This is a genomic window from Cellulosimicrobium cellulans (assembly GCF_024124905.1).
Classification (GTDB): Bacteria; Actinomycetota; Actinomycetes; order Actinomycetales; family Cellulomonadaceae; genus Cellulosimicrobium; species Cellulosimicrobium cellulans_G.
This window is the reverse complement of sequence record NZ_JAMXST010000004.1, coordinates 76065-92641: the sequence shown is the minus strand read 5'-3', so window position 1 is coordinate 92641 and position 16577 is coordinate 76065. Positions and strand designations below refer to the sequence as shown.

The 16577-nt window shown below is 74.8% G+C and carries 13 protein-coding genes; 1 reads left to right on the top strand and 12 read right to left on the bottom strand.

The features are described 5' to 3' along the window. Nucleotide 1 precedes the first annotated feature (1 nt). The 7 genes from uca to urtA form a co-directional block, all read right to left on the bottom strand. Entirely contained in the window at nucleotides 2–3787 is a 3786-nt protein-coding gene (uca, locus tag NHH00_RS12680) for an urea carboxylase (RefSeq protein WP_253052666.1), read from the bottom strand. A gap of 207 nt (nucleotides 3788–3994) precedes the next feature. Further along, nucleotides 3995–4693 carry a GntR family transcriptional regulator gene (locus tag NHH00_RS12675; protein ID WP_155097874.1) on the bottom strand — a complete coding sequence of 233 codons (699 nt, stop codon included), beginning with the start codon at nucleotides 4691–4693 and terminating at the stop codon, nucleotides 3995–3997. A 120-nt stretch (nucleotides 4694–4813) separates the two neighbouring features. After that, nucleotides 4814–5506 carry an urea ABC transporter ATP-binding subunit UrtE gene (gene urtE / locus NHH00_RS12670; protein WP_253052664.1) on the bottom strand — a complete coding sequence of 231 codons (693 nt, stop codon included), beginning with the start codon at nucleotides 5504–5506 and terminating at the stop codon, nucleotides 4814–4816. Further along, nucleotides 5506–6450, bottom strand: a complete 945-nt coding sequence (gene urtD, locus NHH00_RS12665; RefSeq protein ID WP_253052662.1) for an urea ABC transporter ATP-binding protein UrtD — start codon at nucleotides 6448–6450, stop codon at nucleotides 5506–5508. Before urtD ends, urtE begins: the two co-directional genes overlap by 1 nt. Further along, nucleotides 6447–7682 (bottom strand): urea ABC transporter permease subunit UrtC, encoded by a 1236-nt coding sequence (gene urtC, locus NHH00_RS12660; protein WP_253052660.1) that lies wholly within the window; start codon nucleotides 7680–7682, stop codon nucleotides 6447–6449. Before urtC ends, urtD begins: the two co-directional genes overlap by 4 nt. Then, a complete protein-coding gene (gene urtB, locus NHH00_RS12655; RefSeq protein ID WP_155097878.1) occupies nucleotides 7679–8563 on the bottom strand; it encodes an urea ABC transporter permease subunit UrtB in 885 nt (294 codons plus the stop codon). Before urtB ends, urtC begins: the two co-directional genes overlap by 4 nt. 190 nt (nucleotides 8564–8753) lie before the next feature. Further along, nucleotides 8754–10019, bottom strand: coding sequence for an urea ABC transporter substrate-binding protein (gene urtA / locus NHH00_RS12650; RefSeq protein WP_253052658.1), 1266 nt, complete (start codon nucleotides 10017–10019; stop codon nucleotides 8754–8756). A 418-nt stretch (nucleotides 10020–10437) separates the two neighbouring features. On the opposite strand from urtA, the gene NHH00_RS12645 reads away from it, so the two are divergent. Then, on the top strand, nucleotides 10438–10932 hold the full coding sequence (locus NHH00_RS12645; protein WP_253052656.1) for a GNAT family N-acetyltransferase: 495 nt from the start codon (nucleotides 10438–10440) through the stop codon (nucleotides 10930–10932). A gap of 127 nt (nucleotides 10933–11059) precedes the next feature. Here the strand turns inward: NHH00_RS12645 and NHH00_RS12640 are convergent, their stop codons facing one another. The 5 genes from NHH00_RS12640 to NHH00_RS12620 are packed head-to-tail and all read right to left on the bottom strand — an operon-like array spanning nucleotide 11060 to nucleotide 16574. Further along, nucleotides 11060–12106, bottom strand: coding sequence for an energy-coupling factor ABC transporter permease (locus NHH00_RS12640; RefSeq protein ID WP_253052654.1), 1047 nt, complete (start codon nucleotides 12104–12106; stop codon nucleotides 11060–11062). A gap of 1 nt (nucleotide 12107) precedes the next feature. After that, complete coding sequence (locus tag NHH00_RS12635) at nucleotides 12108–13112, bottom strand: urease accessory protein UreD (protein ID WP_253052652.1); 1005 nt, start codon at nucleotides 13110–13112, stop codon at nucleotides 12108–12110. Nucleotides 13113–13133: 21 nt separating this feature from the next. After that, on the bottom strand, nucleotides 13134–13940 hold the full coding sequence (gene ureG, locus NHH00_RS12630; RefSeq protein ID WP_253053650.1) for an urease accessory protein UreG: 807 nt from the start codon (nucleotides 13938–13940) through the stop codon (nucleotides 13134–13136). Between the two features lie 4 nt (nucleotides 13941–13944). Further along, nucleotides 13945–14853 (bottom strand): urease accessory UreF family protein, encoded by a 909-nt coding sequence (locus NHH00_RS12625; protein ID WP_253052650.1) that lies wholly within the window; start codon nucleotides 14851–14853, stop codon nucleotides 13945–13947. A gap of 2 nt (nucleotides 14854–14855) precedes the next feature. Beyond that, complete coding sequence (locus tag NHH00_RS12620; protein WP_253052648.1) at nucleotides 14856–16574, bottom strand: urease subunit alpha; 1719 nt, start codon at nucleotides 16572–16574, stop codon at nucleotides 14856–14858. Between the last annotated feature and the right edge of the window lie 3 nt (nucleotides 16575–16577).

Sequence of the window (16577 nt, the reverse complement as noted above, 5' to 3'; positions counted from 1 at the left end):
GTCAGGTGTCGAGGTCGACGACGGCGAGAGGGTCGCCGGCGCGCACGTGGTCGCCGGGGCGCACCACGACGTCGAGGACGTGGCCGTCGGACGGGGAGAGCACGGGCAGCTCGAGCTTCATCGCCTCGAGCACGACCACGGGCGTGCCCTCGTGGACGCGTCGCCCCGGCGGCGTCTCCACGCGCCACACCACCCCGCCCAGCGGCGCGCGCAGGACGGTGCGCGACGGGTCGTCGAGGTCGGCGGAGGCACCAGCGGCGTCGCGCGCGCCGGCGGACGCGCGTCCGCCGCGCGCGATCGCGCGGGCGGCCGATCCGACGAGCTCCCCCGCCTCGGCCCAGGCTGCGGCCTCGCGCCCGAACGCAGCGCGCCGCGCCGCCACGACCGCCGCGATGTCGTCCGCCTCCCGGGCGAGGAGCGCGGCGTGCTCGCGACCGGAGAAGACCCCGTCCTCCACCGGGACCTCGAGGACCCCCGCGCGGGCCGCCGCGCGTCGTTCGGCGAGCTCGTCCGGGTCGACCGGCTCCCACACGATCCGGTCGAAGTACCGGAAGAGCCACGGGACGCCCGGGCGGAACGGCGGCCGCTGGGCGTGCGCCGACCAGACGGGGATCGTCCGGCCGACGAGCTGGTAGCCCCCGGGACTCGCCATGCCGTACACGCACAGGAACGCGCCCCCGAGCCCGACGGCGTCGGACGGGGTCCACGTGCGAGCGGGGGTGTACTTGGTCGTGAGCAGGCGGTGCCGGGGGTCGACCGGCACCGCGAGCGGGGCGCCGAGGTACACGTCGCCGAGGCCGAGCACGAGGTACTCGGCGTCGAGGACGGTGCGCCGCACGTCGTCGACGGTCGCGAGCCCGTTGGCCCGCCGGACGAAGTCGACGTTGGACGGCAGCCACGGCGCGTCGGACCGGACCCCGGCCGCGTACCGCTCGACGGCGTCGCGGATCGCGGGGTCCTCCCAGCTCAGCGGAAGCCGGAGCACGCGGCTCGGGACCTCGATCGCGTCGCTGCGGGGCAGGCCCTGCTCCAGCTCGCGCAGCAGCCCCACCAGGGTCGGTACGGGCAGGGTGTCCGGGTCGACGTGCACGTGGAGCGTGCGGACCCCCGGCGTCACGTCGAGCAGCCCCCGGGGGGCCGCTGCCTCGAGCCCCTGCGCGAGCGCGTGGACGCGCAGCCGGTCGTGCAGGTCGAGCCCGGCGCCGCCGTCGTACTCGACGAGCACCGCGTCGTCGGCGCCACGCAGGTAGCGGACGGCTGGCCGGCCGCCGACGCGTGGCGCCGGGTCCGGTGCCGCCGGGACGTCGTCCCCGCGGAACGCGTCGGCGTCACGCCCCCGCACGGCACGCACGTCGGTCGGGACGCGCGCCGCCGCGCGGGCGGCGTCGTCTCGACGCAGCCGGTCGGCGCCGTCGTCGTGGACGGTCACGAACCGCACGACGTCTCCCGGGCGCATCTGCCCGAGCTTCCACCGGGAGCCCGCGACGACGGTGAGCGCGCATACGAAGCCGCCGAGGCTCGGCCCGTCCGGTCCGAGCAGGATCGGCGTGTCCCCGCTGATGTTCAGCGCACCCACCGAGTACGGGTTGTCGAGCACGGTGGACGGGTGGAGCCCCGCGTCCCCGCCGTCGGGCCGCACCCACGTCAGCGGCGGACCCGCGAGCCGGACGCCGGTCCGGTCCGCGTGCGGCAGGACGCGCCACCACGACGTCCGCAGCCGGCCCAGCGCCGCCGCCGTGAGCGCCGCGGACTGCGGTCCCGTCGTCACGGCGAGCTCCCACGAGTGGCCCATCCGAGGGCGGTCGCCGGTCGGCACGGGGCCCGGCCCGTGCGTCGTCCCCGGACGACGGCCACCGGTCGCCGCGGGCAGCGCACCGGTGGCCCCGGCGTGGCGCCCCGCAGCGGGTCCTGTATGCCTCGCGAGCGCGGCGCCGTCCGCCGGGGTCAGCACGTCCCCCGCCCCGAGCGCGCGCCCGGCCTGGCCGCCGACGGCGCCGAGGACGAACGTCGCCGCCGACCCGAGATACGCCGGGACGTCCAGCCCGCCCCTGACGAGCACGTAGGTCCGCAGCCCGACGCCGTGCGGCGCGCCGACGGCGAGCACGCCGCTCGCTGGGACCACGACCGGCTCCCACTGCCGGACGCGCGCACCGTCGACCGTGACGGGCGCCGGCGCGCCGGTGACGCACACCGTGGCCTCGTGGGAGAACCGGAGGGTCGGGCCGGCCAGGGTGCACTCGAGCCCGGCCGCGCCCTCGGGGTTGCCGAGCGCGCGGTTCCCGGCGCGGAACGACAGGTCGTCCATCGGTCCCGACGGCGGGATCCCCACGCCCCAGTAGCCCGTGCGTCCCGGCCAGTCCTGGACCGTCGTGAGGACTCCCGGGTCGAGCACGTCGATCCAGGGTGCGGGGTCCCGCACCGTGGCGAGGGTCGCCGTGGTCGCCGTGCCCGCGACCACGGCAGGGTCCGCGAGCGCCGCGCGCAGCAGCGACACGTTCGTCGGGACCCCGTCGACGCGCACGTCGCCCAGCGCGTCGCGCAGCCCCGCGACCGCGGCCTCGTGCGACACGGCGCGCACGACCACCTTCGCGACCAACGGGTCGGCGTGCGGACCGAGCTCGTCGCCCACGCTCGCGCCGGTCTCGACCCGGACCGCGGGCCGCCGGTCCGCGGTGGTGCCGCCGTCGTCCGTCGCCGCGCGCCCGGCCGGGAGGTCGAGCCGCGCGAGCGTGCCCGCGACGGGTCGGCCGTGCCGCACGTCCTCGGCGTAGACGCGCGCCTGCGCCGCCGCCCCCCGGACGGCGGGTCCCGACGGCGGCACGTCGTCGAGCACGGTCGTGTCGCCGAGGGCGAGGCGCAGCATCCAGCCCATCAGGTCGACACCGGTGACCTCCTCGGTCACGGTGTGCTCGACCTGGATCCGCGGGTTCACCTCGAGGAACGTGACCTCGCCGGAACCGACGTCGAGCAGCGCCTCCAGCGTCGCGGCGGAGCGCAGCCCGACGCGCGCCGCGAGGCGACGGGCGCCGTCGTGCAGGGCCCTGCGGACGCCGGGGTCGAGTCCGGGCGCGGGCGCGACCTCGACGACCTTCTGGTGGCGGCGCTGGAGCGAGCAGTCCCGGTCCCCGAGCGAGACCACACGACCCGCGCCGTCGCCGAAGAGCTGCACCTCGAGATGCCGCGCCCGGTCGACGTGGCGCTCGACGAACAACCGCCCGGACGACCCCGGGCGCGACGACTCCCGCCGCCACGCTGCGGCGAGCCCCTCCGCGTCGCGGCTCACGTGCACGCCCGTCCCGCCCCCGCCGCCCGCGTCCTTGAGCACGAGCGGGAAGCCGATCTCCTGCGCCCAGCCGAGCGCGTCCTCCAGCCCGCCCAGCACCGGCGACCCGGGCAGCACCCGGAGGCCGCACTCCTGCGCGAGCACCCGGGCGCGCGCCTTGTCGCCGAGGACGCGGAGCTGCTCGGGCGTCGGCCCTGCGAACGCCACGCCCGCCGCCTCGACCGCCGCGGCGAAGTCGGCGTCCTCCGCGCGGAACCCGTAGCCCGGGTGCAGGAGGTCCGCGCCCGCGGCGAGCGCCGCGTCGAGCAGCCGGCGACCGTCGTCGTAGGACTCGGCGACCGGAGCGGGACCGATCCGCACCGCCTGGTCCGCGAGCCGGACGTGGCGGGCGCCGCGGTCCGCGTCGGAGTGCACGGCGACGGTGCGCAGCCCGAGCCCCCGCGCGCTGCGCAGCACGCGGCAGGCGATCTCGCCGCGGTTCGCGACGAGCAGCGTGGCGGCCATCGCCCTCCCCGGGCCGGTGCGCGGACGAGGCCGCGCCTCGCCGTCGGACAGAACGGCCCCAGCCTAGAACCCGTCCGTGCCGCCCGGGCGTCGTCCGCACGACGTCAGGTCACCACGTCCGAACAGGCGACCCGGCAGGCCGAACAGGCGATCCCGGCGCGTCGGCCGAGCAGGAGGAGCCCGGACCACCTGTTCGGCGCAGGGCCCTCAGACCGCGAGGGCCATGCGGGAGAGGGCTCGGGCCGCTCGTTCCATGACGACGGCGAGCGACTCGCCCACGTGCAGGTGGAGCGCGGTGCGGGCCTCGGGGAGGCGGTCGGCGAGCGCGAGCTCGAGGATCTCGATGTGCTCGTCGATGGTGATCCGGATGCGCTCGGACTCGACGAAGTCGTACATGCGCACCGCGCGCACCTTCTCGTTGACCTCGACGAGCGCCTCGGTGAGCCGCTCGTTCCCAGCGGCCCGGGACAGCACGGTGTGGAAGCGCTCGTCGAGGAGCACGAAGCTCGGGTCGGGCTCGGGCGGCGCGGCGCGCAGCTCGACCCACCGGGCGAGCTCGTCGCGCAGCGCGTCGGCGTCGTAGCGCAGTTCGGTGTTCTCGATGATGCGCTCGACCCCGCGCAGCTCGAGCGTCACGCGCAGCTCGTAGAGGTCGCGCAGCTCGGCGAGGCTGGGCACGACGACGGCGTACCCGAAGTCGGTGCGCTGGATGAGCCCGTCGGACAGGAGCCGGGACAACGCCTCGCGCACCGGGGTGCGCGACACCTCGAACCGCCGGCTCAGCTTGGGCTCGGTGAGCCGCTCGCGCGGGTCGACCCGGCCGTTGAGGATCTCCGCGCGGAGCCGTGTGTAGACGGCGTCGCGCAGCGAGGTCGCTGCCGGTTCCGGCGCGGTCACGATGTCCATGCGGCGTCTCCTGGTCGTCCGGCCCGTGCGTCGTGCTCCTGCCCTGCCTCCATCCTCTCGCACCGCGCCGCCCCGTCCGGCCGTCGCGCGGCACGCGACCGGTCGACGCCGCCCGGACCGTCACACCGCCATCGCGGCACGGACGCTCTCCTCGGCGGCCTCGCCGCCGGACCCCCGGCTCGTCACGCGCCCGGACTGCAGGACGACGTAGTCGCGCGCGGCGCCGAGCGCGAACCCGACGTGCTGCTCGACCAGCAGCACCGACAGGCCGCCCGCGTCGGTGAGCGTGAGGATCGCGTCCTCGATCTCGGTGACGACGGACGGCTGGATGCCCTCGGTCGGCTCGTCGAGCACGAGCACGCGCGGGCCGGTGACGAGGGCGCGCGCTATCGCGAGCTGCTGCCGCTGCCCGCCGGACAGGAGCCCGGCCCGTCGGCCGAGGAGCCCGCGCAGCGCCGGGAACAGGTCGAGCGCCTCGTCGAGGCGTCGCGGCCCCTCGCGCGACGTGTCGGCGACGAGCTGGAGGTTCTCGCGCGCCGTGAGGTCGCCGAACGACTGCTGCCCCTGCGGCACGTACGCGAGACCGCGCCGCACCCGCTGGTAGGTGGGCAGCCGGGTGACGTCCTCGCCGTCGAGCACGACGCGCCCCGACCGGGCCTTGAGCAGCCCGAGCGCGGTCCGCAGCAGCGTCGTCTTGCCGGCGCCGTTGTGCCCCAGCACGGCGGCGACACCGCCCGTCGGCACCGCGAGGTCGACGCCGTGCAGCACCATCGTCCGGCCGTAGCCCGCGTGCAGGCCCGTGAGCTCGAGCATCACGCCTCCTTCTCGTCGGTCGTCGGGGCCGCCGACGTGGGCGCCGCGCCCCGCCGTCGGGCACCGCGGGTCGCGCCCGCGCTGCCGAGGTAGACCTCCTGCACGCGCGGGTCGGCCTGCACCTCGGCGTACGTGCCCTCGGCGAGCACCTGCCCGAGGTGCAGCACCGTCACTGAGGACGCGAACGCCCGGAGGAACTCCATGTCGTGCTCGACGACGACGACCGTCCGCTGGGCGCCGATCCGTTGCAGCAGCTCCCCGGTCTGCTCGCGCTCGGCCTGGCTCATGCCCGCGACGGGCTCGTCGAGCAGCAGCAGGCGAGCGTCCTGGACGAGCAGCATCCCGATCTCGAGCCACTGCTTCTGCCCGTGCGCGAGGATCCCGGCCTGGACGTCGCGCAGGTGCGCGAGGCCCACGGTCTCGAGCGCCTGCTCGACGGCCTCGGGCGTCGACGTCCGACGCCGCAGGAGCGCGAGCGGCCCGCGGCCCGCCCCCGCGGCGATGTCGAGGTTCTGGAGCACGCTGAGCTCCTCGAACACGCTCGCCGTCTGGAACGTCCGCCCGACGCCGGCCCGCGCGATGCGGTGCGTCTTCTTGCCGAGCATGTCGACCCCGCCGAACTGCACCGACCCCGACGCCGCGGCGAGGCCCGTGATCGCGTCGACGATCGTCGTCTTGCCCGCGCCGTTGGGCCCGATGAGGAACCGGAGGTCCCCCGCGGTGACGGTGAGGTCGACGCCCTGGACGGCGACGAACCCGTCGAACTCGACGCGCAGGTCGCGCACCTCGAGGTAGTCGTGCCGGAAGCGCGAGTCGTCGACGCCGAGGACGGACTGCGCCGCCTCGAGGTCGAGCCCGTCGCCCGCGACGCCGGTCTCGAGGACGGCGCCCGCCTCGGGCGCCGGCGCCGTGCCCGACGCCGGTCCGGTGGGTTGCGTGGTCATGCGGTCCTCCCGGAGGTGGCGGGGTCGTGGTCGACGGCGGTCGGCGCCTCGGCCGTCGGGTCACCAGGGTCCGGCTCGCCCGGGCGGCCCCCGGCCGGGGTGCCGCCGTCTGCCGGGGCGGGTGCGCCGCCGTCGGGCACGGTGCCGCGGCGCGAGCGGCGCCACCGCGTGACCAGCTCGGCGAGCCCGCCGGGCAGGAACGCGACGACGACGATGAAGAGCGCGCCCTGCGCGTAGATCCAGCCGGACGGGAACGCCTCGGAGAGGCTCGTCTGCGCCCAGCTCACGGCGATCGACCCGAGCACCGGGCCGAGCAGGGTGGCCCGGCCGCCGATCGCGACGCCGACGAGGAACCCGATCGACGGGACGACGCCCACGTCGGCGGGCGAGATGATGCCGACGATCGGGACGAACAGGGCGCCGCCCACGGCGGCCATGAACGCGGCGACGGCGTACGCGACGACCTTGACCTTCGCGGGGTCGTAGCCGAGGAACCGGACGCGGTTCTCCTGGTCGCGCACGGCGACGAGCAGCTCGCCGTACCGCGACACCATGAGCTGGCGCGCGATCGCGACCATGACGAGCAGGGCGCCCGCGGCGAGGAAGAAGAGCATGCGCTTGTTCACCGGGTCCGCGAGGTCGTACCCGAAGAACGACCGGAACCCGTTGAGGCCGTTGGTGCCACCCGTCGTCGCCTGCTGGCCGATGAGCAGGATCGCGAACGCCGCCGCGAGCGCCTGGGAGAGGATCGCGAAGTACGCGCCGCGCACGCGCCGCGTGAAGACGGCGAACCCGAGCAGCGCCGCGAGACCGGCAGGCACGATCGCGATGGCGAGGATCGTCACGACCGGCGACCGGAACGGCTCCCACCAGCCCGGCACCTCGCCCGAGCCGTACAGCATCATGAAGTCCGGCACGCCACCGGATCCCTCGACCGGCCCGGCGTCGGCAAGCTTGAGGTGCATCGCCATGAGGTAGGCGCCGAGGCCGAAGAACACGCCCTGCCCGAGCGTGAGCATCCCCCCGCGGCCCCACGCGAGGCCGATGCCGACGGCGACCATCGCGAGGCACAGGAACTTGCCGAGCAGGCCGAGCCGGAACGTGGAGAGCGTCGCGGGCGCGACGGCGAACAGCAGGACCGCGGCGACGGCGAACCCGACGATCACGCGGGCGCGTGACGAGCGGTACAGGGCGGAGAGCCGCGACGGGCTCTCGGTGGTGACGGCGCTCATGCGAGGCTCCTCGTCCGGACCGACACGAGGCCCTGGGGTCGCACCTGGAGGAAGACGACGATGACGACGAACACGAGCACCTTGGCGATGCTCGCCGTCGTCGAGTACTCGAAGGTCGCCTGGAGCAGCCCGAGCGCGAACGCCGCGATGACCGTGCCCTTGATCTGCCCGATGCCGCCCGCGACGACGACGAGGAACGCGTCGACGATGTAGCTCGTGCCGAGCGTGGGGCCGATGGACCCGAGGAGCGTGAGCGCGACCCCCGCGATGCCGGCGAGACCGGATCCGATGAAGAACGTCAGGCGGTCCGTCGCCCGTGTGGAGACGCCGCTCGCCTCGGCGAGGTCGCGGTTCTGCACGACGGCGCGGATCCGCCGCCCGAGCGGCGTCACCTTGAGCACGACGGCGAGAGCGACGACCGCGACGACCGCGAGCGCGAGGATGAAGAGGCGCGTCTTGGGCACGGCCAGGCCGAACAGGTCGACGGCGCCGCTCAGCCAGGCCGGGGCGCGCACGTCGACGTTCGGAGCGCCGAACACGTCGCGCGCGACCTGCTGCAGCACGAGCGCGACGCCCCACGTGACGAGGAGCGTGTCGAGCGGCCGCTTGTACATGCGGTGGATGAGCGTCGCCTCGAGGAGCAGGCCGAGCAGACCGCCGACGAGGAACCCGAGCGGCAGCGACACGAGCAGCGAGACGCCGGCGTTGCCGACGACCCCCTGCACGACGAACGCCGTGTAGGCGCCCGCCATCATGAACTCGCCGTGCGCCATGTTGATGACGCCCATCTGGCCGAACGTGAGCGCCAGCCCGAGGGCGGCGAGGAGCAGGACCGAGCCGAGGCTCAGCCCCGCGAAGAGCTGCGAGAACAGCACATCCATGGGCGTCGTGCCTTCCGGTGGGTGCGTAGCAGGACGGGTGACGTGACCGCCGAGGTGGGGGCCGGGGGTGTGCGTGCCGGGTCGTGGCGGGACTGGCGGGAGCCCGCGAGGAACGAGCGGGCGGATGGTAGACCCGGCACGCACACCCCCGGTCCCCGCCGGACTCAGCGGGTCGGGAGCGACGAAGTCGTCAGGAGAGGCCCTCGGCCCAGTCGTAGCCCTCGAGGTACGGGTCGGGCTCGATCGGCTCGCCCGAGCTCCACTCGGTGTAGATGAGGCCGTCGGGGCCGATCTTGCCGATGAGGGCGGTCTTGGCGATGTGGTGGTTGTCGCCGTTCACGGTGACGGAGCCCTCCGGCGCGTCGAACGTGACGCCGTCCGCGGCCTCCTGGACGTCGGCGACGTCGAACGACTCCGCCTTCTCGACCATGCCCTTCCACAGGTAGAGCGACGTGTACGCCGCCTCCATCGGGTCGGACGTCACGCGGTCGGCGCCGTACTTGGCCTGGAACGCCTCGACGAACGTCGCGTTCTCCGGGCTGTCGATGGTCTGGTAGTAGTTCCAGGCCGTGAGCTGGCCCTCGACGTTCTCGACGCCGACGCCGCCCACCTCCTCCTCCGCGATCGACACCGACACGACGGGCATGGTGTCCGGGCCCAGGCCCGCGTTCTTGTACTCCTTGAAGAACGCGACGTTGGAGTCGCCGTTGAGCGTGTTGAAGACGGCGTCCGCCCCGGCGGACTTCACCTTGTTGACGATCGTGGAGAAGTCGGTGTGGCCGAGCGGCGCGTACTCCTCGCCGAGGACCTCGATGCCGTTCGCCTCCGCGTAGGCGTTGATGATCTTGTTCGCCGTGCGGGGGAAGACGTAGTCGGAGCCGACGAGGAAGATCGACTCGACCCCCTGCTCCTTCAGGTAGTCGAGCGCGGGGACGATCTGCTGGTTGGTCGTGGCGCCGGTGTAGAAGATGTTCGGCGACGACTCGAGGCCCTCGTACTGGACCGGGTAGAAGAGCAGCGAGTCCTGCGCCTCGAAGACGGGGAGCATCGCCTTGCGCGAGGCGGACGTCCAGCCGCCGAACACCGCGGCGACGCAGTCGCTCGTGATGAGCTTCTCCGCCTTCTCGGCGAAGACGGTGGGCTCGGACTGACCGTCCTCCTGGACGATCTCGAGCTGCTTGCCGAGCACGCCGCCGTCGGCGTTGATCTCCTCCGCGGCGAGGGCGAGGGAGTCGGCGACGGTCTGCTCGGAGATCGCCATGGTGCCGGACAGCGAGTTGAGGAAGCCGATCTTGACGGTGTCGCCGGAGGTGTCGACGCAGCTCTCGGCGGCGCTGGTCGCGGCGCCCGCTCCGTCGCCGGTCTCCGTCCTCGCGCCGCACGCGGTGAGCGTGAGCGCGAGGGCGACGAGAGCGGCAGCCGGGGCGAGACGGGTCGTGGCGCGTGAAGGTGTCACGAGAGTCCTTTCAGCGAGGGTCGCACAGCGGAGTTCTCCGCAGGTTTCTCAGCAGGGGGCCGGCGGCCGCCGGGCAGGCGGTCGCTCGCCGCGAGCACCGGGTACAGGCATGTATACGTTGCTGTGCCCGTAGCGGTGCCCACTGATGTCGACGCTAGTGACGCCGTGTTTCGGCCGATCTGCCCGTCCTGTTAACGGCACGTGTCACACGGTCACGATCCGGTCACGCGCCCGGGAACGTCTCTCGAGGCAGACTCCCCGGTCGGCCGAGGTAGCGCCCTGGTCAGCCGAGGTAGAGCCCTGGGTCTGCCGAGGTAGAGCCGTAGTCGGCCGAGGTAGAGCTGTGGTCGTGGAGGGTTCTCGAACCTCGTCTCTACCTCGCGCGACCGGAGCTCTACCTCGCGACTACGCTCGCCCCGTGCTGCTCCGATCCGCCGAGCCCGACGACGCCACGCGTCTCGCGCTCGTGCACCACACCGTGTGGCGCGCGACCTACGCCGACCTCGTGCCCGACTCGTTCTGGCAGACCGCCACCCTCGAGGAACGCACCTCGTCGTGGAAGCGCCGGCTCGGGCCGGAGGCTCCGCCTGGCCGAAGCCGGATCATCGTCGCGGAGGTGGACGACGCGGTGGTCGGGTTCGGCATCGGCGGCCCGTCGCGGGAAGTCGGTGGCCACGCGCCTGTGCGGGACGTCGAGCTGTACGCCCTGTACGTGCTGCCCGAGCACCACGGGACGGGGACGGGACAGGCCCTGCTCGACGTCGTCGTCCCGCCCGGGCCTGCTCAGGTCTGGGTGGCCGAGGAGAACCCGCGCGCGCGGCGCTTCTACGCGCGCAACGGGTTCGAGCCCGACGGGCCTCGGCATGCCGACACCCGCTTCGGCGGGATCGTCGAGATCCGGTTGGTCCGGTAGGGCGAGGCTGAGGAGCGGCAGCGCGGGGGCGCCAGGTGCAGCGTGCTCATCAACCGATGCCGACCAGGGCTCTACCTCGGCCGACCAGGGCTCTCCCTCGGTGGTCTTCCGCGGGTGCGCACGCTCGTCAGGCAGCCGGTGCGGTCGCCGCGCGGCGGGTGGTCGCGCGCAGGGCGGTGGCGAGGAAGCCGGCCGTGAGCGCGACGACGAGGGCCACGCCCACGAGGCCCGCGACGCCGACGAAGATCCCGCCGGCCTCGCCGTAGTCGGCGAGCGGCATCCCCGCGAACGCGTGGTCGCGCGCCGCGTCGGCGAAGCCGACCGACGCGGCCGTCGCCTCGAGGCCGTCCGGCGTGGCCGCCGCGAACGACGACACGACGACCGCGGCGAGCAGTGCGCCCGAGCCGAGCGCGAGGACGGCGCGGCGCACCGCTCCTGCGGGTGCCGCCGCGAGCGACCCGACAGGATGAGGCGAGATCGCTGCACCCGACGAGGCCGCGGCGTCGGGCACGACGGCGCGGCTCGCCGCGGAGCGCGCCACGCCCTCGACCGCCGCGGCTCCCGGGGCGACGGCGAGCACGAGCCCGACGACGCCCGCCGTGATGAGCGCCTCGCCGAGCCCGATCACCGCGTGCACGGAGAGCATCTGGCCGACGAGCTCGCCCACCGGGACCGGCACCGTCCCGCCGACGGCGAACAGCCCGGCGAACACTGCCGCGGACACGGGGACGCTCACGAGCGCCCCGACGCCCGCGGCGCCGGCCGCGCCCCGGCCGCGCGTCAGCCGCAGGACCCCGCGGGTCATCGCCCAGCCGACGAGGGTCCCGACCACCGCCATGAGCAGCACGTTCGTCCCCAGCGCGGTGAGACCGCCGTCGGCGAAGACGAGGGACTGGACGAGCAGCACGAGCGTCACCGAGAGCACGCCGAGCCACGGCCCGACGAGCGCCGCCGCGAGCGCCCCGCCCATGAGGTGCCCGCTCGTGCCCGCCGCGACGGGGTAGTTGAGCATCTGGACGGCGAAGACGAACCCGGTCGTCGCCGCCGTGAGGGCGATGCGGCGCGGGGTGAGGTCCTCGCGCGCCCGGTACGCGGCGTAGCCGACGGCGGCGAGGGAGACGACGGCGGTCGTCGCCGACGTGGGGTCGTTCAGGAAGTGGTCGGGGACGTGCATGTCAGGCTCCTGTCGTCAGCAGTGTCGTGCGGGGTTCGGTGTGGTCGGTGTCCACGGGTGCGGCGACGTTCGGGGACGGCGTCGCGTCGCGTGGCGGGCCGGCGAGGTCGGCCCGGGCCGCCCGGGCCGCCGTCGTCCAGGCCGCCACCACGACGTCGATGCCGGCGTCGTGGGTGCTCGCGCCGAGGTGGCGGGCGACCGCGCCGGGTCCGTCGAGGTCGAGCCGCAGAGGCCCGAAGGGTGCGGACGTCCGCGGCGGTGGACGGCGAGGCGCGGTGGTCTCCTCGGGGACCGAGGCGGGCGCGGGCGGCCGGGTGCCGAGGCACAGCACCGAGTCGACGACGCGACCGTCGCCGAGGATCCCGGGCAGTGCGCGGTCGTCGCCGAGGTCGAGGTCCTCGACGAAGAGCTCGCGCACGTGCTCCGGCCCTGCCGGGTCGTTCTGCCATGGAGGTCCCGACCCCTCCGGCGCCGCCGACTCACCGGTCCCGCCGACACCACCGGATGTCCGGGTGGCACCCGGCGCCGACACGTCGACACGCGTGCGCGAGCGCAGCCGCCCTCCTGCTTCTCCGGAGCGGCCCAGGACGAGCGTCTCGCGCAGCAGCGCGGCGCCCCCTGCACCGTGCGCGTCGCCCGCGGCGAGCGTCACGCGCGTGGAGCGCGCGACGTCGGCCCCGTCCGCGACGACGAACGGCAGCGCGTCCCACACGAGGAGGCCGCGGGCGTCGACCCGCACGTCGACGTCCCACGACGCCGACCGGCCGCGCCCGGCGTACGCGACGGTGCCCGACACCTCGACGAGCTCGAGCTCGACGCCCTTCCCCACGTGCACCTCGACCCGCACGTGGTCGCCCCCGAGGAGCAGCGCGCGCGTCGCGACGAGCGCGACCCGGGCCACGCCGCGCCCCGCGGACAGGACGCGCGGGCTCAGCGCGCCGGGACGCAGGTCGCACCGCACGCGACCCGCCTCCCGGTACGCGCCGACGCGCGTCACGTCGTCCATCGGCGCCTCGCCCGCCGCGCCTCAGTCGCGCCCGGCGGCGGCCACCGGCTCGGCCGCCGCGCCGTCGTGCTCGTCGGCGTGGGAGTGGTCGTGCGCGTGCGCCGCGTCGCCCTCCTCGTGCGTGTGGAGGAACCCGTTGCCGTCCTCGTCCGCGTGGAAGTGGGGCGCCATCGGCCCCGGGTCCTGCGGCACGTGCGCGCCCGCGCGGTGCGCGGCGAGCAGCGTCTGCACCCACGTGGTGAGCGCGTCGATCGACTCGCGGTCGAGGCGCGAGAGCGCGAGCACCGGAGCGCCGTCGCGCGCGGCCGTCGCGTCGAGGACCATCCGCGGCACGTCGACGCCCACGTAGGGCGCGAGGTCCGTCTTGTTGACGACGAGCAGGTCGGCCCGCGCGATGCCGGGGCCGCCCTTGCGCGCCACGTCCCCGCCGCCCGCCACGTCGAGCACGAAGATCTGCGCGTCGACGAGCGCGGGCGAGAACGTGGCGGTGAGGTTGTCGCCGCCCGACTCGACGAGCACGACGTCGAGCGGCGCGAAGTCCTCCTCGAGGTCCTCGACCGCGAGCAGGTTGGCGGTCACGTCGTCGCGGATCGCGGTGTGCGGGCACGCTCCGGTCTCGACGGCGCGGATGCGCTCCGGGTCGAGCACGCCCGCAGAGCGCAGGAACCGCGCGTCCTCGTCGGTGTAGATGTCGTTGGTGATGACGCCGAGCTGCAGGACGCCGGACAGCTCGCGGCACAGGAGCGCGATGAGCGAGCTCTTGCCCGTGCCGACAGGACCGGCGACGCCGAGGCGCAGCGAGCGGGTGTCGGGAGTGGTCTCAGGCAGGATGTCAGGCACTGAACAGCCTCTCGGTGGTGCGGGAGTGGAGCTCGGCCCACTGCTCGACGAGCGGTGCGCCGTGCGCGGGGATCGCGCGGGGGTCGGTCAGGTCGGCCACGGCGCGGGCGAGCGCGTCGATCGCTGGCTGGGCGGCGACGACCCAGCCGGTCGCGACGACCGGGTCGACGGGCTCGAGCTTGAGCGTCGCCGCGGCGACGGTCTGCACGTCCTCGTACCCGACGAGACGCGCGACCTGCCGCGCGGACAGCCCCGCGCACGCGGCCGTCACGCCGAGCACCACGGGTCGTGGGGGTTGCGGCGCCCTGCGGCCCGTCGCCGCGCGGCCGCCCGGGTCGGCTCCGGCACCCGGCACCGCTCGCGTGGCCGACGTGGCGCCCGCGCCCGGGTCCGACACCCCGTCGGCACGTCGCGCGTCGGCGACCAGCACCGCCGCCTCGTCCAGCGCGACGACGGCCGGATGCCCCTCCCACAGCCGGCGCAGGAGCCGGAGGTAGCCGCGGCCGAGCCGTCGCGACGTCTCACGGAGCGCGGACGACGGCGTCCGGGCCGCCCAGGCGAGCCACGTGTCGGCGAGACCGCGCGACGCCGACGCGACGCCGTCAGGCACCCCGGCGGACGACGCGCCGCCCGCGGGGGGCGACCCCCCGCCGTCGGGCACAGGACCGGCCGCGAGCGCGACGTGCCGCGCGACGACCGCCGTGGCCGCCTCGACGCGCGTGACCGTGGCGAGGCGCGCGCGCACGTAGTCGGGAACCTGCGCCGCGGGCATGCCCGCCCGCAGCGCGGGCTCGAGGCCCGCGGACTGCGTGTGCCCGCCGGTGGGCAGGCGCGCGTCCGCGAGCAGCGCGAGCATGAGCTCCGCGCGTCCTTCCCCGTCGACCTCCGGCATCGCGCTCATGGCTAGAACAGCGAGTAGAGCTGCGCGAGGGGCAGCCGGTCGGCGGGAGCGGGAACGACGAGCTCGCCGTCGACCTCGATCGCGAACGACTCGGGGTCGATGTCGATCCGCGGCAGGTAGTCGTTGTTCCTCATCTGCGCCTTGCCGACGTCGCGCGTGTCCGCGACCGGGAGGAGCCGCCGGGCGAGCCCGAGCCGCTCCTCCAGGCCGTCGTCGAGCGCGGCGGGCGAGACGAACGACATCGACACGTCGGCGCCGATCGCGTCGGCGAGCGCCGGACGCATGAGCACGGGCTGCGGCGACGGGATGGACGCGTTGGGGTCGCCGAGCGCGCCCCACACGAGCGCGCCGCCCTTCATGACGACGCTCGGCCGGACGCCGAAGAGCTTGGGCTCCCACAGCACGAGGTCCGCGACCTTGCCCGGCTCGACCGATCCCACGTACGCGTCGATCCCGTGCGCGACCGCGGGGTTGATCGTGTACTTCGCGACGTAGCGCCGGGCGCGCAGGTTGTCGGCCGGGAGCTCTGGCCCGCGCGCGCCGCCGGGGTGCGCGCCGCGCCGGGCCTTCATGACGTGCGCGACCTGCCACGTGCGCGTGACCACCTCGCCGATGCGGCCCATGGCCTGCGCGTCGGACGACGTGATCGACATGGCGCCGAGGTCGTGGAGCACGTCCTCGGCCGCGATGGTGGTGTCGCGGATGCGCGACTCGGCGAACGCGAGGTCCTCCGCGACCTGCGGGTTGAGGTGGTGGCACACCATGAGCATGTCGAGGTGCTCGGCGACCGTGTTGACCGTGTGCGGGAGGGTCGGGTTCGTCGAGCCGGGGATGACGTTCGGGTGGCTCGCGACGGTGAGGATGTCGGGCGCATGGCCACCGCCCGCGCCCTCGGCGTGGAACGCGTGGATCGAGCGGCCGCCGATCGCCCGGAGAGTCGACTCGACGAACCCGGCCTCGTTGAGCGAGTCGGAGTGCAGCGCGACCTGGAGCCCCCAGTCCTCGGCGGCGCGCAGCGCGGCGTCGATCGCGGCCGGGGTCGAGCCCCAGTCCTCGTGCACCTTGTAGCCGCCCGCGCCGGCCATGGCCTGCTCGCGCAGGCCCTCGGCGCTCACCGTGTTGCCCTTGCCGAGCAACAGGACGTTCACGGGGAGCCGGTCCAGCGCGCGGTGGATCGCCTCGAGGTGCCAGGCACCGGGCGTGACCGTCGTCGCCTTCGTGCCCTCGCTCGGCCCGGTCCCGCCGCCCGCGACGGTCGTGATGCCCGTCGCGAGCGCCTCGACCACCTGGGACGGCGAGATGAGGTGCACGTGCGAGTCGATGCCGCCCGCGGTGAGGATCTTGCCCTCGCCGCTCACGACGTCGGTCGACGGGCCGATGTGCAGGTCCGGGTGGACGCCGTCCGCGACGTCGGGGTTGCCCGCGCGGCCGAGCGCGACGATCCGCCCGTCCCGGATCCCGACATCGGCCTTGACGATCCCCCACCAGTCCAGCACGACGGCGTTCGTCACCACCGTGTCGAGCGCGCCCTCGGCGCGGGTCGTGGTTCCCTGCGCCATCGACTCACGGATCGACTTGCCACCGCCGAAGACGGCCTCCTCGCCCCCGAACGTGCGGTCCTCCTCGACCTCGATCCACAGGTCGGTGTCGCCGAGGCGCACCTGGTCCCCCGTCGTCGGCCCGTACAGCGCGACATAACGCTCGCGCGAGATCGCGACCATGAA

Coding starts and splice junctions, on each gene's coding strand:
- NHH00_RS12675 (WP_155097874.1), bottom strand. CDS start 4,693: ATGGACATCGTGACCGCGCCGGAACCGGCAGCGACCTCGCTGCGCGAC.
- urtB (WP_155097878.1), bottom strand. CDS start 8,563: ATGGATGTGCTGTTCTCGCAGCTCTTCGCGGGGCTGAGCCTCGGCTCG.
- NHH00_RS12640 (WP_253052654.1), bottom strand. CDS start 12,106: ATGCACGTCCCCGACCACTTCCTGAACGACCCCACGTCGGCGACGACC.
- urtD (WP_253052662.1), bottom strand. CDS start 6,450: ATGACCACGCAACCCACCGGACCGGCGTCGGGCACGGCGCCGGCGCCC.
- urtE (WP_253052664.1), bottom strand. CDS start 5,506: ATGCTCGAGCTCACGGGCCTGCACGCGGGCTACGGCCGGACGATGGTG.
- NHH00_RS12635 (WP_253052652.1), bottom strand. CDS start 13,112: ATGGACGACGTGACGCGCGTCGGCGCGTACCGGGAGGCGGGTCGCGTG.
- NHH00_RS12620 (WP_253052648.1), bottom strand. CDS start 16,574: ATGGTCGCGATCTCGCGCGAGCGTTATGTCGCGCTGTACGGGCCGACG.
- uca (WP_253052666.1), bottom strand. CDS start 3,787: ATGGCCGCCACGCTGCTCGTCGCGAACCGCGGCGAGATCGCCTGCCGC.
- urtC (WP_253052660.1), bottom strand. CDS start 7,682: ATGAGCGCCGTCACCACCGAGAGCCCGTCGCGGCTCTCCGCCCTGTAC.
- NHH00_RS12625 (WP_253052650.1), bottom strand. CDS start 14,853: ATGAGCGCGATGCCGGAGGTCGACGGGGAAGGACGCGCGGAGCTCATG.